Genomic DNA, 23476 nt, shown 5'->3' with positions numbered 1-23476 from the left:
GCCCCTTGACTTACCGTGCCTCTGCTTTTGATCAATGATACGGAAACTGTGTAGAGTAACCGCTAAACTGCTGATAAGCCTGCTGCAGCTTTTGCTGCTCGGCTGCTTCCAGCTTGTACCAGCCCTTGCGGAACATCAGCTCGTAGGTTTCCCGGGCACTTTGATGCGTTTCATTCAGGATCTGCAGGAAATCCTGGTGCAGCTGCTGATGGCTCGCTTCCCACGCGGCAATATTTAGGCCGTCCGCCAAATATTTGCACGTAGCAAGACAATCGTTGAGATAGTCCCGGTCATTCATCTGCGGACCTTTTACTTGTGGCAGCTGCCCTGACTGCGGATTGGCGATCTGGTTTTGATTTGGCATCCGGATTCCTCCCTTATTGCATTTGGGGTTGCTGCTGCTGGGATTGGGTCTGTGGAATGGTCGACATGATCGTGGCGTTGTTGTTTTGCAAATGGGTCAGCAATTTTTGGTAGTGCATCTGGTGCATGCGTCCCACTTTGTCCAGGCATTGCTTGGCTTCTGGGTCCGTTGCCATCTGGGCAAAGGCATGCAGCTTTTTAAAGGCATCCAGCTCCCATGACAAGGCGTCCTTTATATAGCTCATGTCCTTTGTCGTAATGACTCGTGGCGGCTCGGGAATCGGAACTTGCTTCAAAGGCGCGGAAGACATGATGGTTTGCATCAGACTTCTCCTTTCATGTGGGGGATACACGTTTAGGATGATCAAGAGTCGCGGAAGTAACCGCTGTGGATTACAGGCAAAAAAAAAGACCCGGCTTTTTTGAGGCCCGATCGAAAGGATTCCTTTTATACACTGGCAAATTCCAGACCCGCAATCTTCAGGTCAATGCTTGCTGGTGCGATGTTGAGGCAGTAGCTGGCCTCATTGTACAAGGCTTGCTGGATGTCTTTGGCTAAAGCGGGGATGTCTGTTCCATAAGAGAGCTTTAGTGAAAGAGTCACTTGCAGGCGAGGCAAATCCTCAAAGGTGTACTCTGTCTTTTGAATGTGGTGGACCTCCTTAAAATACGTGCAGGTGCCTTCGACAATCTTGCGCAGAACCTGTGGGTGAATGACGATGCGACCACCTGTAAAAGGGGGATGCACCACGGTCGTTTCCCCGATGACTTCTTTTTTGGAAGAAAAAATTTGTTGAGCAGAAGCGACAAGACGCTGCAAGAAATCTTTTTCCACCTCAACGCGAGGGATGGGGATCACGTGCTTGCCCATCGTTTCCCGCACGTAACGGGCAGCCTCGATCTCTTGCGGAGGCTTGATGGACTCAATCGGAATATATTCGATGGGCGAAGTCAATTCCAGGGCTTCCACGATGCGTTCAATCATTCGGCGCGAAGTACCGAGGATGAGAATGCGATTGGGAAGGAGCTGCTGAAGCATGCGGCGAACGTCAGTAGCATGCTCCTCGTAATGGAAAATAGCCCGTTTCACTGCCTGGATTTTGGTCTTTTCGTATTTGGCGGAGGTCCCGGCCACCTTGCGACCTTGGTAAATAAGGATTCCGTCGTCAATGATGGCATCGATGTTCATTCGGTGAGCCAGCTCCAGAGCGCTGGAGCTTTTCCCTGTTCCGCTAGTTCCGTACAAGGCGTAGATTTCCATGGGATACCTCCTTCGTAGATGCAGTCCTGTCCTCCTAGTATACATGACGGGCTGGTCTGCAAAAAGCTATCGGTATTCGGCACCCATTTCCCGTGAACGTTCAGAAGCGCGGAGGATGGCGGAAGTAACAGCTTCCTGGAAGCGATACGATTCCAGCACTTCCATTCCAGCTTGGGTCGTCCCGCCAGGACTGGTTACTTTTTTGCGCAGGATAGCGGGATCTTCACGGGTGTCCATCAGCATGTGAGCTGCACCAAGCACCGTTTGCAGCGTCAGCTGACGAGTCATTTCACGATCCAGACCCGCTGTCGCGCCAGCGCCCATCATCGCCTCTACGAGGTAGTAGACATAAGCAGGGCCGCTACCGGATAGTCCTGTGACGATATCCAGCTCTTCTTCTGCGACGGAATAGACGGTACCGATCGCCTCAAAGAGATGGGTGGCGAGCTGAAGCTGTTCTTCTGTGACGGAATGGTTGGCCGCGATCCCCGTTGCAGACAAGCCGACTGCCGAGGAAGTATTGGGCATGGTTCGAATGATTGGGCAGTTGACGCCGAGCCATTCTGCGATCAGGGTGGTGGAGACGCCTGCGATGACGGAGATCACCAATTGACCTTCGTGGACGGCGCCGCGCAGTTCTTTGAGTGCTTCACCCGAATCTTTCGGTTTCATCGCCAGAATCAAGATGTCCGATGCGGAGATGACTTCAAATTTATCATGTGTCGTGTTCACGCCATATGTCCCGGCGAGGTGTTCCAGCCGCTCGGAGTTGCTCCGATTGGTCACATAGATGCGGTCAGAGGAGAGAAGCCCTTTTTTCAAGATACCGGACAGCATGGCCTCCACAATAGAGCCCGCGCCGAGAAAGCCAATCCGTCCTTCAATGGAACATGCTGCTTGTGTATTCATGGTTGATTCCCTCCTGTTGGACTAGCGGATCTGTCCGGTTCCACGTACGACGTATTTATACGAGGTCAAAGCAGGCAGGCCCATAGGACCACGAGCATGCAGCTTCTGGGTGCTGATGCCGATTTCTGCCCCAAACCCAAATTCACCACCATCAGTAAAGCGAGTCGAAGCATTGTGATAGACAGTAGTCGCGTCGACAGCCGCCAAAAAGCGCGACGCCGATTCACTGTCCTCGGTGATGATGGCCTCGGAATGTCCGGTACTGTGGCGGGCGATGTGTTCCAGAGCGTCCGTCAAGCTGCCGACCGTACGCACGGCCATGATGAGAGAAGAGTATTCCGTATCCCAATCCTGTTCGACTGCTTCTTTCAGCTCAGAAGCCAGCTCTGCATGTGCGGCTCTCGTCTGATCGCAGGCACGCAATTCTACGCCAGCTGCGAGCAGCTTTTGGAGCAGCGCCTTTTGCTCGGCAAGGGGCCAATTCCGATGCAGAAGCAGGGTCTCAGCGGCATTGCATACAGCTGGACGAGTCGTTTTGGCGTTGATCACGATCGCTTCTGCCATGTCGTACACAGCGTTGTAATCGACGAAGATGTGGCAGTTGCCGATGCCCGTTTCGAGTACAGGAACGCTGGATTTCTGCAGGACACGCTGGATGAGTCCAGCTCCTCCGCGAGGGATGATGACATCAATCAGACCGGTTGCTGTACACAAGATATCGACGGAAGCATGCTCTTCGTAAGGGAGGTATTGAACCGCCTCGAGGGGCAGATCACTTGCGGCCAAGGCTGTGCGAATACTGGCGGTCAGAGCCAGGTTGCTCTGAACAGCGCTGTAGCTGCCGCGAAGTACAATACTGTTTCCTGTTTTCAAAGCAATGGCAGCTGCATCGATCGTGACATTGGGACGAGCTTCGTAGACCATTCCGATGACGCCGAGAGGAACGCGGATTTGCTCCATGACGAGACCGTTTGGACGGGTCCAGCGATCCATGAGCTGACCGACTGGGTCGTCGAGCTTTATCAGCTGATGCAGCCCGCTGGCCAATTCCCCAATCCGTGCAGGTGTCAGGCGCAGGCGATCGAGGTAAGACTCAGGCTGACCATCGGCCACAGCTTTGGCGATGTCTTTTTCGTTTGCGGTGAGGATAGCGGACTGATCCGCCAGAAGCTGCTCTGCGATCAGGGAGAGAGCGTTGTCTTTTTCTGCGCGGCTCAGCATGGCCATTTGTCGAGAGGCCTGCTTTGCCAGTGATATTTGTTCCAGCACTTTTGTTTTCAAGCTTTCCATGGTTTCCCCAGCTCCTTTATTTTTTTCTTTCTGTATTACGCCTGGATCCAGCCAGGTCTCTCGTGTGTTTTCTTCAGATTGTCTCCGTCCATTGATCGCGGTGGATTACAGTACCGCTGCGTCGCGGTGAGCCAGCAGGCGATAAGTAATCGAGCAGCTCTTCTGCAGCAAAACGGCTGACCCCGCGACCGATTAAGGAACCGTCGCAGTACACCTCGATGACCTCGTTTTGTTCAAAGTCCCCAGCGACATCCCGCACACCGGCTAGGAGCAGGCTGCTTCTTTTTTTCAAAACGGCTTCCGCTGCGCCGCTGTCGATGGTGATTGAACCGCGGATCGGGGAGTGAAGAGCAATCCATTGCTTGCGCGTTGGCAAACCGCTGGCCGCTGGTGCTTCCGGGGAGTAACTGACATAGGTTCCGTTGCCCCCTCCATGGAGTACCTCGAGCAGATCGGAGGGTTGATTCAATTTTCCGATAAAGCTTGGGATCCCCAAGCCTTGTGCAGTCCTTGCGGCGATCAGCTTGGAGCGCATGCCGCCTGTTCCGAGCTGGGAGGCTCCGCCCGCGAGTGCTTCGACTTCCTCTGTCACTTCCGACAGCCAGGAAATGCGTTTGGCATCGGGATTGCATCGCGGATCCTTGTCATACAACCCGTCTGTGTCTGTGAGGATCAGATAGAGGTCGGCGTGAACGAGTCCAGCCACCAATGCGCCTAGCATATCGTTGTCCCCAAAGGTCAGCTCGGCTACGGAAACCGTGTCATTCTCGTTGATGATCGGCAGGATGTTTTTATCCAGCAGAAGCGACAGTGTTTGAAAAGCGTGCTGATAACGCTCGCGATGAGAAAAGTCGCTCCGGGTCAGGAGGATTTGTGCCACGCTGAAGCGGTGAGCAGCAAACATTTGGGTATAGGTTTGCATCAACAGACTTTGCCCGATGGCTGCAGCCGCTTGCTTGGCAGCGAGGGTACGGGGTCGTTGCTGATAGCCGAGACTTTGGTATCCGCTGGCGACAGCGCCCGAAGAGACCAGCACCACTTGATGTCCCGCTTCCCGAAGCGCACTCACAGCCGAAACGAGCAGTGTCATCTTGTTTCGATCGACACCGCCTTCTGTAGCTGCCAGAGAGCTGCTTCCCACTTTTACGACCAACCGCATTTTGCCCTTTTTCATTTCTCGTTCCTCCTGATTCGCAGACATTCATCGTTACAAAATAAAAAAAGCCCTTTCGTCTCTTTGATAAGGACGAAAGGGCATAGACCTCCGCGGTACCACCTTACTTGACGTTACAGGCGTGGATGCAAGCTCCAGCCATTGAACGTCCGGCTTTCTTTCTTTGATAACAGGTGAAAGAAACCTGTCCAGGTCGTCCCTGGATGCTCTGGGGTGGGTTCAAACCGATTCATGCGCGAAACCTCTCAGCCGGTGGATTTCACTCTCTGGACCTGAAGGGCGGTTTTACTGTTCCCCGTCATTGCCGATCACTATGTGCTTATTAATTTAATATTATTCGCTTGTTGCCACGGAAATGTCAAGGGGATTATTGAAATTGTTCACTGCCATATGCACCTGCTCTGGATTTGATCTCGTAGCGCTTTGTTTTCTCGTCGCGAACCAGCTGGTAGCGCAGAATGCGATCCGTCGCAAAGGCGGCAGGAGCCACATCCTCGATCGTGACTCGCAGCACGCCGTTCGTCTTTTCGACCGTCGTATTGCGGACAGAGATCAGGACGGGATAATCGGTTTTCGGGATCGCTACGTAGACTTTGTCTTTGGCGAGCTTGGTGGACATGTTATCATACATCGCTTCCGCAAGCGGCTTGCTCCAGAACTTGGAGAAATAGCCGACGATCTTGTCTTTGCTGTCAAAGCGTTTCGGCAGCTCCCGGTACGTGATGCCGTCTTCGTGGACAGCTTTTCCCTTGGCGTTGTCTGCGGCTGCGTAATAGACTTCCTCAAGTGCATGCTCTGCGCGATTCAAAAAGAGAACGACATCCATTTTGTTGTCACCCAGCTTTTGAATGGCGGATTGCTTGGGGGGCTTGCTCTGTGTTTTTGCCTTTTCCTCTTTGGAAGGCGAGGAGCATCCGACGAGAAGGCAAAGACACGAAAGAAGGTATATCCATTTTTTCCAGCTGTTCATAGGTGCATCCCCTTTTGTAACTGGCTTTTCCTTTAGCGTGCGTGCGATTGCCCAGGGATAGACGTGTAAACATTTTCCGCATCCAATAAGCGAAGCCGCTGCCTGATCGGGACAGGAAAAAAGGAAAGAGGATAGGGGTTGTCTCTGCGTGCGATTATGTCTATCATGAAGAGAGTTGTGCAGACCGAAATAATCGAGGTGGAAATATATGTTTGGATTTGGAAAAAAGGCAAAAAAGCCGGATGGAATTGATATCTTGATCATCAAGGCGGATGAAGCAAAAAACCGCAATATTTACCAGGTTGCATTTCCCAGCATTGTAGCGAACGACGTGCTCTCCATGCTGCAAAAATTGGAAAAATCAAAAGTGAACAAACCGGAGCTGTTGGGAGAGATTGGCGGTTTCCGCATCATTACGCATCTGGAAGCACTGACCAGCTTTGACGTTTTAGACGATGCCGACATTGAAGCACATCCTGTGCAAATCCAAGATTTTGCCAACACGCTGCTTCGTAGATTGGAAGCGTTGGATGAAAATGGAAGCATCGGCGACTCCGACGATCTCGCCTTTATTATGGGGGAGCTGACGATGCTGCGTGATGGCAGCTTTGTCCCGCAAACGTAGGAGAAGAACAGATTTAAGCTGAGCCAAATGAGCTGTCGGGAGATACCGGCGGCTCTTTTTTAACGTATAGGAATTTATAAACGATTACATTTATGAATTCCGGAGCGCATGAAAACTTTCCGCTAAAACGCGGTCGCTCCTCCTTGAACAAGCCTCGATAGAAGTTTTCTTATAACGCCCAGTGGTCCTGCTACCATCGAGCCGCGCGCAACCTTTCCTAGCTTTTGACCGTATAGTTAGAGGAATGCATGGAAGCATAAGGAAAAAGTCGATAAGCAGCCAAAGCTACAAAGGAGGGACAGGATGATTCAACTGCGAGGTGTGACGAAAAGCTACAACGGAACGATCAAAGCGGTCGATCAATTGAATTTGGACGTCCCAAAAGGAGAGATTTTTGGCTTTCTGGGGCCAAATGGAGCTGGAAAAACGACGACAATCAAAATGGTGACGGGGATCATTCGGCCGGATGCCGGTGAGATCACGATCAATGGCAAAAATATCGCGACAGATACCTTGGAGGCCAAACGGCAATTTGGCTATGTGCCCGACAGTCCAGATCTGTTTTTACGGTTAAAAGGGCTGGAGTACCTCAGATTCATGGCGGATATTTACGAAGTGCCGCAGCAGCTCCGAAAAGAACGGATTCAACAGCTGGCCAAGCGCTTTGACATGTCGGATGCGCTAGGTGATACGATCCAAAGCTACTCGCATGGCATGCGGCAAAAAATCATGATCATGGGTGTGCTGGTTCATCATCCGGAGGTCTGGATTTTGGATGAACCGCTGACAGGGCTGGATCCCAAGTCGTCCTTTACGTTAAAAGAAATGATGCGTGAACATGCGGATAGTGGGAGAACGGTCTTCTTTTCTACGCACGTTTTGGAGGTAGCGGAGAAGCTGTGCGACCGGGTCGCCATTATCAACAAAGGGAAGATTTTGTTCTGTGGAACGTTTCCAGAAATGCAGCAACATTTTCAGTCCAATCATTCTTTGGAAAGCTTGTTCCTGGAGTTGACCAAACATGAATAAAGTTCTGCTTCTCACCAAAATCATGCTGAAAAACGCGGGTTCCTCTTTGGGGTCCAAAAAGGGAAGCGGATGGAAGACCCTCCTGATCCTTCTGGCGATCGGGGTCGGCCTGATTCCGTTAATGGCGGCTTTGGTCGTCTTTGTAGCAGGTCTGTATGATGGATTGGCGCAGATCGGCCAGGAGGGGGCATTGCTCGGACTCGGCATAGCGGGCACCTCGCTTGCCATATTTCTGCTGGGCATTGTTTATGTCTTGAGCGTCTTTTACTTTTCACAGGATGTGGAGCATTTTCTACCAATGCCGATAGCTCCTGGAGAAATTCTCGGTGCGAAGTTTCTGGTCGCCCTCCTTTACGAGTATTTGACAGCGCTCACGATGATCGCACCTATCTTCATCACCTATGGAGTAAAAAGCGGCGGAGGCTTTCTCTACTATCTTTTCGCGCTGCTCGTATTCGTGGCGCTGCCAGTCATTCCGCTCACGCTTGCCATTTTGCTTGTCATGGTATTCATGCGCTATACGAATATCGGCAAATACAAGGATCGTTTTCGTTTGCTGGGCGGGCTCATCGCCATAGCGGGGGGACTCGGGTTTCAGGCTTTCGTTCAGCGTCAGACCAGTGGCACAGATAGCAGCGTCGAGCAGCTCCAGCAAATGATCGCAGCGGGAGAGCAAGGTCTATTGGGGATCGTGACAAAGCTTTTTCCAGCTAGCAAGCTGGGGGCACTCGCTATTCTGGAGAGCAGCACCTGGAGCGGCTTCGCTAATCTTCTCGGCTTTTTCGCCATAGCCGTCGCTGGACTGCTCTTGTTTTTATGGGTGGGAAATCGCCTGTATTTCTCGGGTGTGATGGGTATCAGCGAGTCAAGGGCAAAACGCAAGAAAATCGATGAAGCGGCGTTTCAAAAAGGGATCAGACCTAGATCGATGTGGCTGGCGTATGCGGATAAAGAATGGAAAGTTCTCTGGCGGACACCCGCATTTTTCATGAACTGTGCGCTGTCCAGCATTTTCTTTCCGCTATTCGGTTTAGTCCCTTTGCTCAGCCGTCAAGACAGTGCGGAACTTCTGGCATCACTGAGTGGTTGGCTGCAAGGCGGGCATATGGGGGGAATCAGCTTGGTCGTCGCTTTTTCGGCCTTTGTCGTAATGGCCAGCACGAATAGCACCTCGATCACGGCTATCACGCGGGAAGGGCAAGGCATCTTTCTGAGCAAAACCTTGCCGATTCCAGCCGGGCAGCTGCTCGTAGCCAAACTGATTCCGGGAACGCTGCTCAGTGTGATTAGCATGGCGCTCCTGGTGGCAGAGGCGGCGTGGTTTATCCAGCTGCCTTCGCTTTTTATCATTCTGGCTGTGGTCGTAGGTATTCCCGGTATCCTGTTTGTCAACTTGCTAGGGCTGATCCTCGATTTGCAAATGCCCAAGCTGGAGTGGGGCTCTGAGCAGGAAGCGGTCAAGCAAAACCTAAATCCGCTATTCTCCATGCTGATGGGGATGGTGACTGCAGCGCTTTGCATCGTGCTGGCCTTTTCGCTAGAAGCGTCCTTGCTTCAAATGGGCGTGGGACTTTTCGTCCTTTTCGTGCTGGCGGATCTCTTTCTGTTCCGGCTTTTGCTGAGAAAGGGTCCATCCTGGCTGGAAAAAATGGAGGGGTAAAAAAGACAGGTAGCTTGTAAGAAGCCGCTCTTCGCAACGAAGGGCGGTTTTTTGTACAGTAAGAATTTATAAGATTCTCAGCCAGTATAAGTGCAACTATGGCTCCACCGCAAAGCTTGGCGGAGCCAAGTTTTCTAATTTGCGAAAGGCTAAAACACAGGCTCTTTCCTTCCGATACAAAATAGGGGTGCAGGGTGAAAAAGGATCTGTGAAGAAAGAAATTAAGGATGGATTTGGAAGTTCATATTTGGCAGAATGAAGTGAATAGACTAAAAGGGAGCCAAATAAGAGGTCACTAGGGGAAGGAGTTAACCGCGGATATGAGAAAACATATCGTCATTGGAATTCTCATGGTTGTGCTACTGGCACAGAGTATGTTTGTAGGCAATGCGTCAGCGGCAACGGTGTTCACCGACATCAACGGCCACTGGGCGAAATCGTCTATCCAGGAGTTAGCGAGCATAGGCATCGTGAAAGGGAACGCGAAGCAGCTGTTTTACCCCAATAGCCCCATCTCACGTGGCGAGGCTATCGCGATGATGAATCGGGTTTACGAGTATGTCTACGGCCCGATCGCAAAGCCGGCTCGCAAACCCAACATCGATTACCGGTATCATCCGCGCTGGGAAATCGAGCAGCTGCTGACCAACATGAGTGCACAGCTGCAGATTGAGAGGGGAATAACCGGCGATTACGATCCAGGAGACAGAATGCTGTATTATCTGTACCTCTCCTCTCAGGGACAGCTGATCAAAAAGCCGGAGAAGCAAAACCAGGATTGGTGGCTCTCTGCTTCCGCACTCCAGCAGCCAATGTCTCGGGAAGAAGCGAGCGTCATTCTCTTCCACATGCTTACACCGCAAATTTACCGGTCTGCCAACATCCGTCCACAGGATGCAGCTTCATTCTTCACCAGCTACTATGAATGGAAGCAGGACAGCTACTACCGGGATACATACTCACCTTATGCCACAGCGATTCGCGGCTTCAACCTGTTCGCGTCACAGTCGGCATTCCAGCCTGAGAAAGCCCTGACGCGCGCAGAGTATGCGGTCGTCATGAAGCGCCTGCTCGACTATTACAAAACGCAGGCACTGCTTCAATTTGAGGCAAAAGGCAACCCGCAGCAGAAAGTGGCGACAACCTTCTTGCGGGCAGCAAATCTCGCCTTTGAAACCAAAAATCAAGCCAAACTGCTCAAATTCTACACGCCTGCCGCACTCACTAGCATGGGTAAGCTGCAGCGAGTACCTGCGATCGAAGAGCTCGTCAATGTGTCCGTCAAGTCTGATGATACGGACGCAAGAAAGCTTTGGCTAACAGCAGAGTATAAATACGGCTTGAACGGAAGCTATCAGGTCGAGTATCGACTGGATCCGGATCCGACGAGTACGTACGGTAGAAAAATAGCAGCAGTTGGAGCTGTTCAAAAGTAACGAGGGAGGGCATCCGCCAAGCGGGTGTCCTTTTTTCCGCGTCCACATAATTGCAAATGACAGAATTTTCGATTACAATAAAAATGAACCCCCACTGAATGAGCATTCATTCAATTGAATACATGAGACTCTGCTGACAGGAATATCTATGGAAAGGGAGAAGTTATAAGAATACTCTGCCTGTCTGAAAATTGGGTATATGCAGAAGCACTATTTTTTGTATGGAGGAGGATATGGAGATGGAACGCAAAATTCGCAAGGCGGCCGTTTTGGGTTCTGGCGTGATGGGAGCAGGCATTGCAGCGCACCTAGCCAACGTCGGGATTCCTACTTATTTGCTGGACATCGTACCGCGTGAATTGACGGCTGATGAGAGTAAAAAGGGGCTGGCACTGACAGACCCGGTTGTGAAAAACCGCATCGCCCAATCTGGCAAGGATCGGCTTTTGAAGGATAAACCGACCCCGTTCTACGATAAAAAGAGTCTCGATCTGATTACAGTAGGAAACTTCGAAGACCATTTGCCGCTCTTAGCCGAGGTGGATTGGATCATTGAAGTCGTGGTAGAAAACCTGGAAGTGAAGAAAAGTGTGTTCGCTCAGGTGGAAGCCCATCGAAAGCCAGGCACGATTATCACCTCCAATACGTCTGGAGTCTCCATCAATGAGATGGCAGCAGGCAGATCGGACGATTTTCGCAAGCACTTTTGCGGTACCCATTTCTTCAATCCGCCGCGTTATCTGAAGCTTTTGGAAATTATCCCGGGCGATGAGACAGACCCAGCCGTTGTGGATTTCCTGATGAGCTTTGGTGAGCGCGTTCTCGGAAAAGGGACCGTACTGTGTAAAGATACCCCCAATTTCATCGCCAATCGCATCGGTACATACGGGCTTCAAGTCTCGATTCACGAGCTCGTTCGCCTGGGGTTGGGCGTTGATGAGGTGGATGCTCTCACCGGCCCTGTGATTGGACGTCCGAAGAGCGCGACCTTCCGTACCTTGGATGTCGTCGGACTCGACACCTATGTGCATGTGGCAAACAATGTGAAGAACAAAAGCAGCGACGAGCAAGAAAGGGCAGTATTTGAAGTACCGCCGTTCGTCTTGCAAATGGTGGAGAAGCGCTGGATCGGTCAAAAAGCGGGCCAAGGCTTTTTCAAGCAAGTCAAGTCTGCGCAGGGCAAAGAAATTCAGGCGCTGGACATCCAAACGCTGGAGTATCGGCCCAGTGTCAAGCCGAAGTTCCCATCCCTCGATGCGGCGAAAACAGCCAAATCGCTGCCGGATAAGCTGAAGACGCTGGCGTACGGCAAGGACAAAGGCAGTGAATTCGTCTGGAACGTATTCAAAAAGGTCTTGCTGTACTCCGCAGAAAAAGCACATGAAATCGCAGATGACATCGTGGCAGTCGACCAAGCGATGAAATGGGGTTTTGGCTGGGAGTTGGGTCCGTTTGAAACGTGGGATGCGATCGGGGTAGAGAAATCGGTCGCCCGCATGAGAGAAGAAGGCGAGCAGATTCCGGCTCTCGTAGAAGAGCTGCTTGCGAGCGGCAAAACTTCCTTCTATCAAAAGAACGAGGGACGACTGGCAGCGTTCTTTGTTGGAGGCGTTTACAAAGATATCCCGCAGAAAAAAGAAGTCATTGACCTCGCGGCGCTGAAGGAGCAGGGCAAGCTCATTCGGAAAAATGCCGGGGCTGCGCTGGTGGATTTGGGAGACGGCGTGGCTTGCCTGGAATTCACCTCTCCGAACAATGCGCTTGGCATGGATGTTTTGCAAATGGCACATATCGCAGCAGAAGAAGTGCAGAAAAACTTCCTCGGCCTCGTCATCGCGAACCAAGGGAAAAACTTCTGCGTCGGGATGAATCTGGCGATGGCTCTGATGGAAGCACAGGACGAAAACTGGCTGGAGCTTGATATGCTGGTAACCAATTTCCACAAGGCAGCTCGCTCTCTGCGCTACATGCACCGTCCTGTAGTAGCCGCTCCCTATGCGATGACCTTGGGCGGCGGTGTAGAAGTGGTCTATCTGGCAGACAGAGTGCAGGCATCTGCGGAGACCTACCTCGGTTTGGTAGAGGTAGGAGTAGGGCTCTTGCCAGGAGGTGGCGGAACGAAGGAGATGCTGTTCCGCGCCATGGAAAACGTACCAGAGGGTGGCAGCATAGCAGTGGATTCTTTCCCGTTTGTCGCAAAAGCATTTGAAACCATTGCGATGGCAAAAGTATCGACCAGCGGCCAGGATGCGATCAACCTGGGCTATTTGCGACCAACGGATCGAATCAGCATCAATCCGGATCATCTGCTGTACGACGCCAAGCAGCTCGTGCTCGAGATGGATCGCGAAGGCTATACACCACCATCCCCACGCAAGATTCGCGTCATCGGGGAAACGGGCTACGCGACCCTTCGTCAGAACATTTACGCCATGAAAAAGAGTGGATATCTGTCCGACCACGATGAGTTGATCCTGAGCAAGATCGCGTATGTCATGTCTGGAGGCAGCTTGCCTGCGGGTACAGAAGTGACGGAGGACTATATTTTGGGGCTGGAAAAGCAGGCGTTTTTGGAATTGATCAAAACGCAAAAATCCCAGCAGCGGATGCAGCACATGCTGACCAAAAACAAACCTTTGCGCAACTAATCCCGGATAGGGCAGGTAGTTTGATAAGGCTGAAGGAGGCAAAATACGATGCGAGAAGCAGTGATCGTTGCAGGTGCCCGCACTGCCATTGGCAGAGCAAAGCGGGGCAGCTTAAAGGACGTACATCCGGTAGATATGGGGGGAGCGGTCGTCAGCGACTTGCTGCGCCGCGTTCCCCAGGTGAAGGCGGAGGATATCGAGGACGTCATCATGGGAACGGCTACACCGGAAGCAGAGCTAGGCATGAATATGGCGCGTCTCGTCAGTCTACGCGCAGGTCTGCCGACAAGTGTACCGGGTATTACCATCAACCGGTTTTGCTCATCCGGGTTGCAAAGTATTGCCTATGCCGCCCAGCAGATCATTTCCGGCGGTGCAGATATACTGGTGGCTGGTGGGATCGAAAGCATGAGTCTGATCCCGATGGTCGGGCACAAGGTCGCGCTCAATCCTACGTTGGTGGAGATGATGCCGGAAGCATACATGGGTATGGGCCATACGGCTGAGGAAGTAGCCAAACGGTACAACGTAACCAGAGAAGATCAGGATGCTTTTTCGGTGGTCAGCCATCAGCGAGCAGCGGCGGCGATTGCTTCTGGCAAGTTCCAGGAGGAGATCGTCCCGCTTACCGTTAAGCAGCATTCCTTTGATGCAGCAGGCAACCTGCAAATAAAAGAAAGCGTATTTCAGATCGACGAAGGTCCTCGCCCGGATACGTCCGTGGAAGCGCTGGCGAAGCTGAAGCCAGTGTTTCACGTCCAAGGGTCCGTAACGGCAGGAAACTCTTCGCAAACGAGTGACGGAGCTGCCGCGGTGCTGGTCATGTCCGCCGAGAAGGCTGAAGAGCTGGGAGCTTCGCCGATTGCCAAGTTCCGCTCCTTCACAGTAGGGGGAGTGGACCCTGACGTGATGGGAATTGGCCCGATCGTGGCGATCCCGAAAGCCCTGAAAATGGCTGGCCTCCGCCTCGAGGATATTGATCTCTTTGAACTGAACGAAGCGTTTGCTTCTCAGGCTGTAGCAGTCATTCGCGAGCTGGGGCTGGATCCGGAGAAGGTCAATGTCAATGGAGGAGCAATCGCTCTGGGTCATCCGATGGGGTGCACGGGAACGAAGCTGACGATCTCCATCTTGAACGAACTGAAGCGTCGGGGCGGCAAATACGGTGTCGTCACCATGTGTGTCGGCGGCGGTATGGGTGCGGCAGGCGTTTTCGAAATGCTGTAAATGATTCAATTACCCTAACATTTCATAAAGGAGCGGTCTTTGCAAATGGCAGATACAAAAGAATTGATCCGTGGTGGAAGCTTTCTGATTGATGCAGGTTCGGCAGATGATGTGTTTGTTCCAGAAGAGTATACCGAAGAGCAAAAGATGATCGCCAAGACGACTGAGGACTTCATCCACAACGAAGTGCGCCCGCATCTGGAAGAGCTGGAGAACCACCATTTTGATATCTCTGTACGTCTGTTGAAGGAAGCAGGAGAGCTGGGACTTTTAGCGGGCGATGTGCCTGAGAAATACGAGGGGCTCGGACTGGATAAGGTGAGCACCGCATTGGTGACGGAGAAGTTCGCGCTGGCTCGTGGATTTGCACTCAGCTATGGGGCGCACGTCGGAATTGGTTCTTTGCCGATCGTTTACTTCGGGAATGACGATCAAAAGCGGCGCTATCTGCCAGACCTCGCTTCTGGTGCTCGCATCGCTGCGTATTGCCTGACAGAGCCAGGCTCCGGCTCGGACGCTCTGGGGGCAAAAACGACGGCGACTCTGTCGGCTGACGGCACGCATTACCTTCTCAACGGTGAGAAGCAGTGGATTACGAATGCAGGCTTCGCGGACGTGTTCATCGTGTATGCGAAAGTCGATGGGGAGAAATTTACTGCCTTTATCGTAGAGCGGACATTCCCGGGTGTTTCCTTTGGTGCCGAAGAAAAGAAAATGGGAATCAAGAGCTCCTCGACCCGCACGGTTATTTTGCAAGACGTAGCCGTTCCAGTGGAAAACGTGCTGGGTGAAGTAGGCAGAGGTCATGTCATCGCTTTTAACATCTTGAACGTAGGACGCTACAAGCTGGCGGTCGGTGCAGTTGGTTCGGCGAAGCATGCTTTGAGCATCGCGACGAGCTATGCAAAAGATCGCAAGCAGTTCAAGACTCCGATCGCCAACTTTACCTTGATCAAAAACAAGCTGGCGAACATGGCGCTGAAAACCTATGCGGCGGAAAGCTCCGTATACCGCACTGTAGGGATGTTCGACACCGCTTTGAGCCGGTTGGGGGAAAAGGTAGACGAAGGCCAGGAAGTAGCGAAGGCGATCGCTGATTATGCGATTGAGTGCTCTATCAACAAAGTGTTCGCTACAGAGGTGCTGGACTACTGCGTGGATGAGGGCGTCCAGATCCACGGTGGATACGGCTTCATGTCCGAGTATGAAATTGAAAACATGTATCGCGATTCCCGGATTAACCGCATTTTCGAAGGAACCAATGAAATCAACCGCCTGCTGATCCCAGATACGCTGGTGAAAAAGGCGATGAAGGGCGAGCTGCCACTGCTGCAAGCGGCGGCGACTCTGCAGCAGGAGCTGATGAGCTATTATCCGCAGGAAATCGAGGATGCGCCATTGGCTGCCGAGAAGCACCTGCTCGATATGACGCGCAAAATCATCCTGATGGTGGCAGGCTCTGCGCTGATGAAGTACCAGCAAGCGATCTCCAAAGAGCAGGAGCTGCTGGCATTCGCGGCAGACATGCTGATCGAGCTGTACGCAATGGACAGCGTCGTGAAGCGTACGGAAAAAGCAATTGCAGCGGGCGGGCTGGAAAACGAACAGCAAAAGCTGGATCTGACTGTCGGGTATGTACAGGAGGCGTTTGATCGCGTAGAGGCTTGGGCAAAAGAAGCACTTGCCGCTATGGAAGAAGGAGACGACCTGCGTCTGCGACTGTCTATTTTGAAAAAGCTGACACGACGCACGCCAGTCAATACTGTACATCTGAAACGGGCGATTGCGGACCGCGTCATTGAAGCGGGCGGTTACGTCCTGTAGGCAGATGTAGTTGTGCAAAAGGAGCGGGGGACTATTCCCTCGCTCCTTCTTTAATTATTTTTGTTTGCGCTTTTGCTTGACCTTAGCCAGGCCGCCATTTTCGATCGAGACGTTGACGATCACTGATTCCAGGGATGCGGGCGTGAGTGGCAGGCGGTCTTGAACGGCGTATCGCTTCCATACCTGTGGATTCTTCCGGTAGAGGGTATGACCGAGCTGCAGCGTGTCGATGTTTTGCTTCAGCCCTTTCTCAAAAAGGCTTTTGATGTCCGTCGCGATCGTTTTTTCCACTTCTCTAGCGATTTCTTCCACAGGTCCGGTTTGGCCGAAATGTCCCCTGGATCGGTTAATTGCGAGTAGAGGACGGAAATGTGAAAAAGCGGTTTGGCATGGAAAAGCTCAACCATCGCTTCGTGTGTAGAGTAGGCCCACAGGGTGTAGCGAAACTCGTAGTAGCGGTCCATTTCATCCAAGACTTGATCCACCAGACCATGGCGGATCGCCTCCTCCGTAAACACGAGTGCCCTCATATGGCTCCAGGTCAAGCGTTGCTGGGAGGAGGGGTAAATCTGAAATACGGCAGTCAAAAAATTCTCTCCCTCTCCCTTTACGGTAGCCACTGTTTCCGGTGTTTGCTGCCCGCCTGCCTCCATTTTGGCGATATTGGTAAAGCTGAGGATTTGGGCGTGGACGATGACTTTGTTGTTTACATAGTCCACGCCGAGCGCATTGATGTAATTCATCGTCTCGATTTCCCGCGCATTCCAGCAGCCGCCCATAAGAAACGATGATAGCAATAGGACAATGACCAGGCGCAGGGGAAGCATGCCTATTCCTGCACCTCGTTTCGAGCAGGATCATCCAGCATTTGGGGGCGGCTTTCTACCTTGCGCCAAGGCGTACGAAATAGCATCCGAAGCAGGTCGGACCAGTAGGTTGGGGTGATCGGGCTCAAATAATACAAGCCAAAGGAACGCTTGTTCACGAAGTACAGAACAGTCCCCAAAAGAGCCATCATGTAGCCAAACATGCCGAGCAGCGAACAAATAAGGAGGATGATGATCCGCAAGATGCTGATCGTACCAACGACATGCTGGTTCGTCAGGGTAAAAGTAGCCATGACGGAGAGAGCGACGATCACGAGGCTTCCCGATGAGGTCAGTCCTGCAGAAATCGCTGCCTGACCGACAATGAGTCCGCCGACTACAGAGAGTGTTTGCCCGATCGCAAGCGGCAGGCGCAGCCCGGCTTCTTTAAACAGATCAAACAAGAGCACCATCAGCAGAACCTCCAGAGCAGCTGGCAGCGGAACGCCTTGGCGCGACATGATGATCGTCGCGATGAGCGTATACGGGAGCTGGTCGTGGTGGTAGTAACGAGCGCTACCCAGAAGCCAGGCAAGAACAAGGCCATGACTACGCTCACCATGCGAATGATACGAACAAACACGACCGTAAATACGGAGGTATTCGTGTCCTCTGCGGCGTTCAGCAGCATAGAGAAGTTGACGGGCCCGACCAGGGCGGTGGGAGAGCCGTCGATTAACACGGCAAACCGACCTTTGAGCAGAGCCGTGCATACGTAATCCGGTCTGCCTGTGTACTGGTATTCAGGGAGCAGTGTAAACGGGGTGCTTGATAGCTGTTCCTCCGCTTGAAGCCCGCTGATAATTCCTTTGCTGTGCAGCGAATCAATCTTGTCTTTGATTTCCTCCAAGAGCAGCGGGTCGATTTGATCCTTGAGATATAAAAGTCCGACACAAGTATGTGTATGGGTACCGATGATATACGGCACATATTTTAGCTGATACGTCTTCAAACGCTTGCGAATCAAAGCGAGATTGGTGCTGACTTCTTCCGTAAAGCCGTCGCGCGGACCGCGTATGGATACGTCGGAATTCGGTTCCTCAGGCTCGCGTTTGGGGGCACTGCCAGTCTCAATATAGTAGACAGCTTGGAGATTCTCAAAGAACAAAAGCAAATTTGGAGAGCTCGTCTATTTCCGTGGGATCCTTTGACCCCGAAACTGCTGGAGAGACCCCTTTCACCTTTTGAAATCTAGGATTCTTCATGATGTTTCCTCCTGTGAGCGAGGGCTGTCAGAAAAGCGAGCACGATGGAAAGAAACAAAGCGATCATGAATAAAGTGGGCAGAAAATAAGAAGAAAGCAGACGATAAAAAAGGATGTCACTCAACGGGAGCACAGTAATGACCGTAGAGAGGCTGAACAGGCCGAAGAGCCACCATTTGCGTCGTGGACCCTGGGGTATCATGAGCAATTCGACAATCAGGTAGTGAAAGAGCGATACACGAATAAACGCACCGCTGAACCACTGGAAAATACTGAGGAAATCCTAATGCTCGATATACAGTCCGATATTGACCAGTCGCCACTCTTCGTATGCGGGATAGCGCAATTTCGCAGCTTCCATAGGTCCGAACTCCACAACGGCGCCAATGGTAGCCCCAGTGTTAGCCCGATCATCGTAACTCCGAGCAGAATGATCTGCAGATAAGAAATTTTCGTCTTCAAATGGTGCTGCAGAAGAAGGAATAAAATCAGTTCAGCAAAGCCGCCTCCCGCGTAGAGCATGCCTTGTGACACCGGAGAGAAGCCATTTTCCATGATCGGCAAAAGGAAGCTGTAATCTTTGTGCTGGAAATTGGTGGTCATGACGAAAAAGCCCAAAACGACCACTACCGGCAGAAGGATGCTGGACATCATGGCAATGGACCGAATGTCCAGCAAGGCGTTCACTAGACAGAGGCTCGCAAAAATAATGGAGTGGACAAAAATGGGTGTCTCCGGAGCAAACGACAGGCTAATCCACGTTACCGTATCCTCCATCGTCACGGTGGCATTCAAAAAGCAATAGAGCGAGAGCAGAAGAGCAATCGGCACGTACACGACGGATCCAAATCGGTCCTTTATCCAACGTAGAAGGTGATCCTTCTGCGTTTTTTGATAGACAAAATAGAGGATTCCGATCCAGAGCAGATAAAGCGCACCTGACAGAAGGACAGAAATCCACGCGTCCCTTTTGGCTACATCTAGCATCATAGGGATGACGATGAAATGATTCATAAGACCGTTTGAGAGCATGAGGATGACGACCACTTGTGCGAAAGAAAAACCGTTTTTCATAATTCTCCTAGGTACCTGTTCATTTCCCTGACAGTATTTGCTTTGTCAAGAAAACTATGCAATATCTGCTGGAGGAGAGCACAGGCGGAATGCATATTATTGGGAAAAAACACCCACGATAACGAGAGCAAATCCAAATATCGCGAGGATCGTGGATACATGAGTCTGAAAGGATGGCTGGGCAGGAAACGGGCATTGGCTATGTTGGGAAAACGTCCAATCACGGGCTCCATCCAACCGATCTCTGACCGATTGGATGAGAATATTGCCATGCTCCAAACGATTTTTACGTTGACTCCAGATTTGATCATACGCACATTTGAGAGTAATTTCGCCGAGGGGCGAGTGGCGCTAGTATACTTGTCAGGTCTAGTCGACAAAAATTCCATCAACAATAACATGCTTCGCCCTCTACTGAATCCGACGTCAAACGCAGATACGAGCATTGTAGATTTACTTTCCGTAGGTGCGATATCAAATGCCTACGATATGGAAACAGTGGAAGCTGAGATTTTGCAGGGGAGCAGCGTTCTGCTGATCGAGGGGCGGACCGAAGCCTGTGTGGTAGAGACGCATGGTTGGCCACAGCGGGCAGTAGAAGACCCGCAGATGGAGGCGTCGCTAAAAGGGGCACACCAAGGTTTTGTTGAGACGGACATACAAAATATCGCCCTGATACGACGCTATCTCCCGAATCGGGAGCTGAAGATCAAGCAGCTCCGCGTGGGGGAGCGGGGGAAAACGAAGTTATCTATCATGTACATGGAAGACATCGCCAGCCCGGATGTTCTGAAGGAAATGGAGGATCGTATCAAGCTGCTGAACATCGATGCAGTCATCAATACAGGAGAACTGGCAGAGTTGATTGAGGACAACCCTTTTTCTCCTTTTCCGCAGCTTGTTACCACAGAGAGACCAGACTCCGTGGCGTCCCATTTGCTGCAAGGGCGAATTGCCGTTGTCGTAGACCGTTCTCCGAGTGTTTTAGTTGGTCCCGCCACTTTTGCCTCGTTTTTTCAAACGGTGGACGATTACAGTACAAGATGGCCAGTGGCAACCTTTATACGCTTGCTGCGGTATTTGGCCTTTCTGGTTGCTACTTTCTTGCCTGCTGTTTATATCGCTCTTGTTTCGTTCAACTACGAGGTCATACCTATTGATTTGATTTTGTCTGTGGGAGAGTCTAGAGAGCGTGTGCCTTTTCCGCCACTATTGGAGGCGATGCTGATGGAGCTGACGCTGGAAATGCTCAGAGAAGCGGGAGTACGGCTGCCGGCACCCATTGGCCAGACAGTCGGAATTGTCGGCGGTATCGTCATTGGTCAAGCAGTCGTTCAAGCAGGGGTCGTCAGCAATATCATGGTGATCGTTGTGGCGTTTACTGCGATCGCCTCGTTTATCATCCCGAACTATGATATGGCATCGGCATTGCGCTTGCTTCGCTTCGTGATGATGGGGCTGGCGGGTATGTTTGGGATTGTAGGAATTGTGATCGGCTTGATGACGATGATGGGACATATGATTTCACTGGAGTCTTTGGGTGTTCCTTATGGTAGTCCCCTGGCACCCACTCGTTACTCCGATTGGAAGGATCTGTTTGTCAGAGTGCCGCTTTGGAATATGAAAAACAGGCCGGTTAGCGCCAGAGCTCGCCAATTGAAGCGGCAGGGAGAGAATCGTCCCGAGGGGGATGGTAAATGAAAAAGTATGCGTATAACGAAATCACCGTCATGCAGTATATCTTTTTGATACATGGGGCGCAGGTAGGAATCGGAGTTTTAACTCTGCCGAGGGATCTAGCGAATATCGTCGGAACCGATGGGTGGATGTCTATCATACTTGGCTGGGCTGTGTCCGTGATGGTCAGTTTAATCCTGACCAAAGCGATGAGCAGATATCCGGAAATGACGATTATCGAGATTCTACAGCTGCTGTTAGGGAAATGGCTGGGAAAAGCAGTAGTCTTTTTGATCGTCCTGTACTGTATTCTCGCCTCTATGACTGTTTTTACTTATGCCGTCGCTCTGATTAATAATTGGCTGCTTCCTCAGACCCCAGCGTATATTGTGGTGCTGCTGTTCATTATACCGGCGCATCAAGTGATTCAAAGCGGCGTGCGCGTGCTTGGACGTTACTCCGAATTAGTCTTTTACTTTACTTTGTGGATGCCGCTTGTCCTATTGACGATGTGGAGAAATATGCACTGGCTCCACTTGCTGCCCGTTTTGAGAGAGGGCTGGGCACCCATTTTTCAAGGGGTCCCATCAACGATCCTGTCTTTTGTCGGCTTTGAGCTGTCTTTCTTTTTGTATCCTTTTTTGCAAAAAAAGCAGTATGCTGCCCTGGGGATCGTGACGGCAAATACTTTGTCCATGCTGGTGTATTTGTCAGTAACCCTCTTTTGCTTCGGGTTTTACAGCCCTGATGAAATCACTCAGTTCACCTGGCCTACTCTCGGTTTATGGAAGATCGTTGAATTTCGATTCCTCGAGCGGGTCGATATCCTTTTCTTAGCATCGTACATGTTTATCCTATCCACGACGGGTTTGCCGTACATGCTGTTCACTGTGTTTACCACCTCACAATTACTAGGAAAACAAGACCACAGAAAGCATCTCTATATCTTTTTGTTCCTCATCATCGTAGTTAGCTTTATTTATATGCCATCGTTCAGTGATATGCAGAAGCTGGTTAAGCTGTGGGGCAAGGTCGGCTTGGTGGTCGCGTATGCCTTCCCGGTAGTTCTAGCGGCTGCCGTGATGTTTATACGAAAAAAGCCTAAGGAGCAGGAAGCATGAGGAAGGTCCTGAACATTGGATTGGCGCTCTTTCTGTTACTTTCCTTGCCAGGATGTATGGATCGAATTGATCTGGAGGATGCTACGCTGACTTTGATGATTGGTTTGGATGTGAATGAAAAGAACGAGCTATTGTTTTACGCCTCCAGTCCGGTTTTCAGCAGGGAGGCACAGGTGAAGTCGGAAGAAAACGGTGTCAAAGCCCACTCGTTAAGGGAATCTCGGCAGCGGTTTGACGAAATGGTTTCCGGGGTGACCCTCTCGGGAAAAGTACAGTTGTTTGTCGTTGGCAGACGCCTTTTGCAAACGACGGATTGGTTTCAGCTCATGGATGTGGTCTATCGAGATGCTCGATTTAGTGTAAATGCCCGAATGATTGCCTATGACGGACCCGTACATGAACTGTTTCACATGCAGACAAAAGCGAAACCGCGAGTCGCTCTGCATTTGTTAAAGCTGGTAGATACCGCCAACCGCAGGAATATTACGGTGAAAACAAGTGTGCAGGAGCTTCATCGCCAAATTTACGAAAAAGGACTCACTCCAAGCATTACAAAGCTGAACAAGGTAAAAGAGGTACAGGTGGAAGGAACGGCATTATTGACGGAGAAAGGGGGATTTGCCACCGCTTTAACGGGCAGGGAGACTGCTTTTCTGCAGATGCTCCTGCAAGGGAAGAGAGGTGAAATCTCGATTAGCCTTCCTTATCCAGATTCTGATGGAGCAGAGAAGACCATTCAAAGACGCATCAGCTTCTTCGTCAAAGGATTATCGAAGAAGGTCAAAACCAGCTTTGTAGATGGCAGATTCCATTTTAATGTGGATATGAAATTAAGAGTATCGATCTCTGAGCGGATTTTCCCTTTTGATATGGACGAGGATTATAAAAAGATGGGAACAGTGTTGGAAAAAGAAATTCAGGCAGAGTATCAGGATCTGCTCCTCAAGTGTCAGAAACTGAAAATTGACCCCTTCGGCTTTGGACTGCATGCCCGCGCCTATGAGTATGACGAGTGGAAAAAAGTCCAGAATGAATGGACGCAGGCTTTTTCCCAGGCCAAGGTCAACATTGTCACGCACGTAGATATCAAAGGTAATGGAAACATCAAATAAGCATG

The 23476-nt window shown here is 51.2% G+C and carries 20 protein-coding genes and 1 pseudogene; 10 read left to right on the top strand and 11 right to left on the bottom strand.

Annotated elements, in window-relative coordinates:
- Window positions 1-31: 31 nt before the first annotated feature.
- The 7 genes from EDM55_RS20450 to EDM55_RS20420 all read right to left on the bottom strand — a co-directional run bounded on the left by EDM55_RS20450 (window position 32) and on the right by EDM55_RS20420 (window position 5967).
- The gene (locus EDM55_RS20450; RefSeq protein ID WP_122923637.1) at window positions 32-364 is read right to left on the bottom strand and encodes a spore coat protein; all 333 of its coding nucleotides are present in this window, start codon (window positions 362-364) and stop codon (window positions 32-34) included.
- Window positions 365-377: 13 nt separating this feature from the next.
- The gene (locus tag EDM55_RS20445; protein WP_122923636.1) at window positions 378-686 is read right to left on the bottom strand and encodes a ferritin-like domain-containing protein; all 309 of its coding nucleotides are present in this window, start codon (window positions 684-686) and stop codon (window positions 378-380) included.
- Between the two features lie 125 nt (window positions 687-811).
- Window positions 812-1624, bottom strand: a complete 813-nt coding sequence (locus EDM55_RS20440) for a hypothetical protein (protein WP_092273199.1) — start codon at window positions 1622-1624, stop codon at window positions 812-814.
- Between the two features lie 66 nt (window positions 1625-1690).
- Window positions 1691-2533 (bottom strand): pyrroline-5-carboxylate reductase, encoded by an 843-nt coding sequence (gene proC / locus EDM55_RS20435; RefSeq protein ID WP_122961250.1) that lies wholly within the window; start codon window positions 2531-2533, stop codon window positions 1691-1693.
- 21 nt (window positions 2534-2554) lie between these two features.
- Complete coding sequence (locus EDM55_RS20430; protein ID WP_259676101.1) at window positions 2555-3859, bottom strand: glutamate-5-semialdehyde dehydrogenase; 1305 nt, start codon at window positions 3857-3859, stop codon at window positions 2555-2557.
- Between the two features lie 37 nt (window positions 3860-3896).
- Window positions 3897-4997, bottom strand: a complete 1101-nt coding sequence (gene proB, locus EDM55_RS20425; protein WP_092273208.1) for a glutamate 5-kinase — start codon at window positions 4995-4997, stop codon at window positions 3897-3899.
- Window positions 4998-5364: 367 nt separating this feature from the next.
- A complete protein-coding gene (locus tag EDM55_RS20420; RefSeq protein WP_092273211.1) occupies window positions 5365-5967 on the bottom strand; it encodes a hypothetical protein in 603 nt (200 codons plus the stop codon).
- 208 nt (window positions 5968-6175) lie between these two features.
- Here EDM55_RS20420 and EDM55_RS20415 point away from each other — a divergent pair, with 208 nt between their 5' ends.
- The 7 genes from EDM55_RS20415 (at window position 6176) to EDM55_RS20385 (ending at window position 16416) form a co-directional block, all read left to right on the top strand.
- Window positions 6176-6592: a hypothetical protein gene (locus tag EDM55_RS20415; protein WP_092273214.1), complete on the top strand. Its 417-nt coding sequence runs from the start codon at window positions 6176-6178 to the stop codon at window positions 6590-6592.
- 303 nt (window positions 6593-6895) lie between these two features.
- Window positions 6896-7621, top strand: a complete 726-nt coding sequence (locus tag EDM55_RS20410; protein WP_092273217.1) for an ABC transporter ATP-binding protein — start codon at window positions 6896-6898, stop codon at window positions 7619-7621.
- On the top strand, window positions 7614-9281 hold the full coding sequence (locus tag EDM55_RS20405; RefSeq protein WP_122961248.1) for a putative ABC transporter permease subunit: 1668 nt from the start codon (window positions 7614-7616) through the stop codon (window positions 9279-9281). Before EDM55_RS20410 ends, EDM55_RS20405 begins: the two co-directional genes overlap by 8 nt.
- 320 nt (window positions 9282-9601) lie before the next feature.
- Entirely contained in the window at window positions 9602-10717 is a 1116-nt protein-coding gene (locus EDM55_RS20400; protein ID WP_122961247.1) for an S-layer homology domain-containing protein, read from the top strand.
- A 239-nt stretch (window positions 10718-10956) separates the two neighbouring features.
- Complete coding sequence (locus EDM55_RS20395) at window positions 10957-13365, top strand: 3-hydroxyacyl-CoA dehydrogenase/enoyl-CoA hydratase family protein (RefSeq protein WP_122961246.1); 2409 nt, start codon at window positions 10957-10959, stop codon at window positions 13363-13365.
- 48 nt (window positions 13366-13413) lie between these two features.
- Window positions 13414-14592 carry an acetyl-CoA C-acyltransferase gene (locus EDM55_RS20390; protein WP_092273229.1) on the top strand — a complete coding sequence of 393 codons (1179 nt, stop codon included), beginning with the start codon at window positions 13414-13416 and terminating at the stop codon, window positions 14590-14592.
- 45 nt (window positions 14593-14637) lie between these two features.
- A complete protein-coding gene (locus tag EDM55_RS20385; protein ID WP_092273232.1) occupies window positions 14638-16416 on the top strand; it encodes an acyl-CoA dehydrogenase FadE in 1779 nt (592 codons plus the stop codon).
- Between the two features lie 54 nt (window positions 16417-16470).
- Here EDM55_RS20385 and EDM55_RS31120 read toward each other — a convergent pair whose 3' ends face one another.
- The 4 genes and pseudogenes from EDM55_RS31120 to EDM55_RS20370 form a co-directional block, all read right to left on the bottom strand.
- Complete coding sequence (locus EDM55_RS31120; RefSeq protein ID WP_246071150.1) at window positions 16471-16707, bottom strand: Ger(x)C family spore germination C-terminal domain-containing protein; 237 nt, start codon at window positions 16705-16707, stop codon at window positions 16471-16473.
- A complete protein-coding gene (locus tag EDM55_RS20380) occupies window positions 16656-17243 on the bottom strand; it encodes a Ger(x)C family spore germination protein (RefSeq protein ID WP_246071151.1) in 588 nt (195 codons plus the stop codon). Before EDM55_RS20380 ends, EDM55_RS31120 begins: the two co-directional genes overlap by 52 nt.
- Window positions 17244-17245: 2 nt before the next feature.
- A pseudogene (locus EDM55_RS20375) lies at window positions 17246-18390 on the bottom strand (spore germination protein).
- Between the two features lie 313 nt (window positions 18391-18703).
- Complete coding sequence (locus tag EDM55_RS20370; RefSeq protein WP_170184534.1) at window positions 18704-19561, bottom strand: endospore germination permease; 858 nt, start codon at window positions 19559-19561, stop codon at window positions 18704-18706.
- Window positions 19562-19720: 159 nt separating this feature from the next.
- On the opposite strand from EDM55_RS20370, the gene EDM55_RS20365 reads away from it, so the two are divergent.
- Genes EDM55_RS20365 through EDM55_RS20355 form a run of 3 tightly spaced genes read left to right on the top strand, consistent with a single transcriptional unit; the run spans window position 19721 to window position 23471 of the window.
- Window positions 19721-21262 carry a spore germination protein gene (locus EDM55_RS20365; RefSeq protein ID WP_092273494.1) on the top strand — a complete coding sequence of 514 codons (1542 nt, stop codon included), beginning with the start codon at window positions 19721-19723 and terminating at the stop codon, window positions 21260-21262.
- The gene (locus tag EDM55_RS20360; protein ID WP_092273235.1) at window positions 21259-22359 is read left to right on the top strand and encodes a GerAB/ArcD/ProY family transporter; all 1101 of its coding nucleotides are present in this window, start codon (window positions 21259-21261) and stop codon (window positions 22357-22359) included. The genes EDM55_RS20365 and EDM55_RS20360 overlap by 4 nt, the downstream gene beginning before the upstream one ends.
- A complete protein-coding gene (locus EDM55_RS20355; protein ID WP_122961245.1) occupies window positions 22356-23471 on the top strand; it encodes a Ger(x)C family spore germination protein in 1116 nt (371 codons plus the stop codon). Before EDM55_RS20360 ends, EDM55_RS20355 begins: the two co-directional genes overlap by 4 nt.
- Window positions 23472-23476 lie beyond the last annotated feature (5 nt).

It is taken from the genome of Brevibacillus centrosporus (assembly GCF_003710815.1).
Lineage (GTDB): Bacteria > Bacillota > Bacilli > Brevibacillales > Brevibacillaceae > Brevibacillus > Brevibacillus centrosporus.
This window is presented reverse-complemented; position numbering and strand designations above follow the sequence as displayed.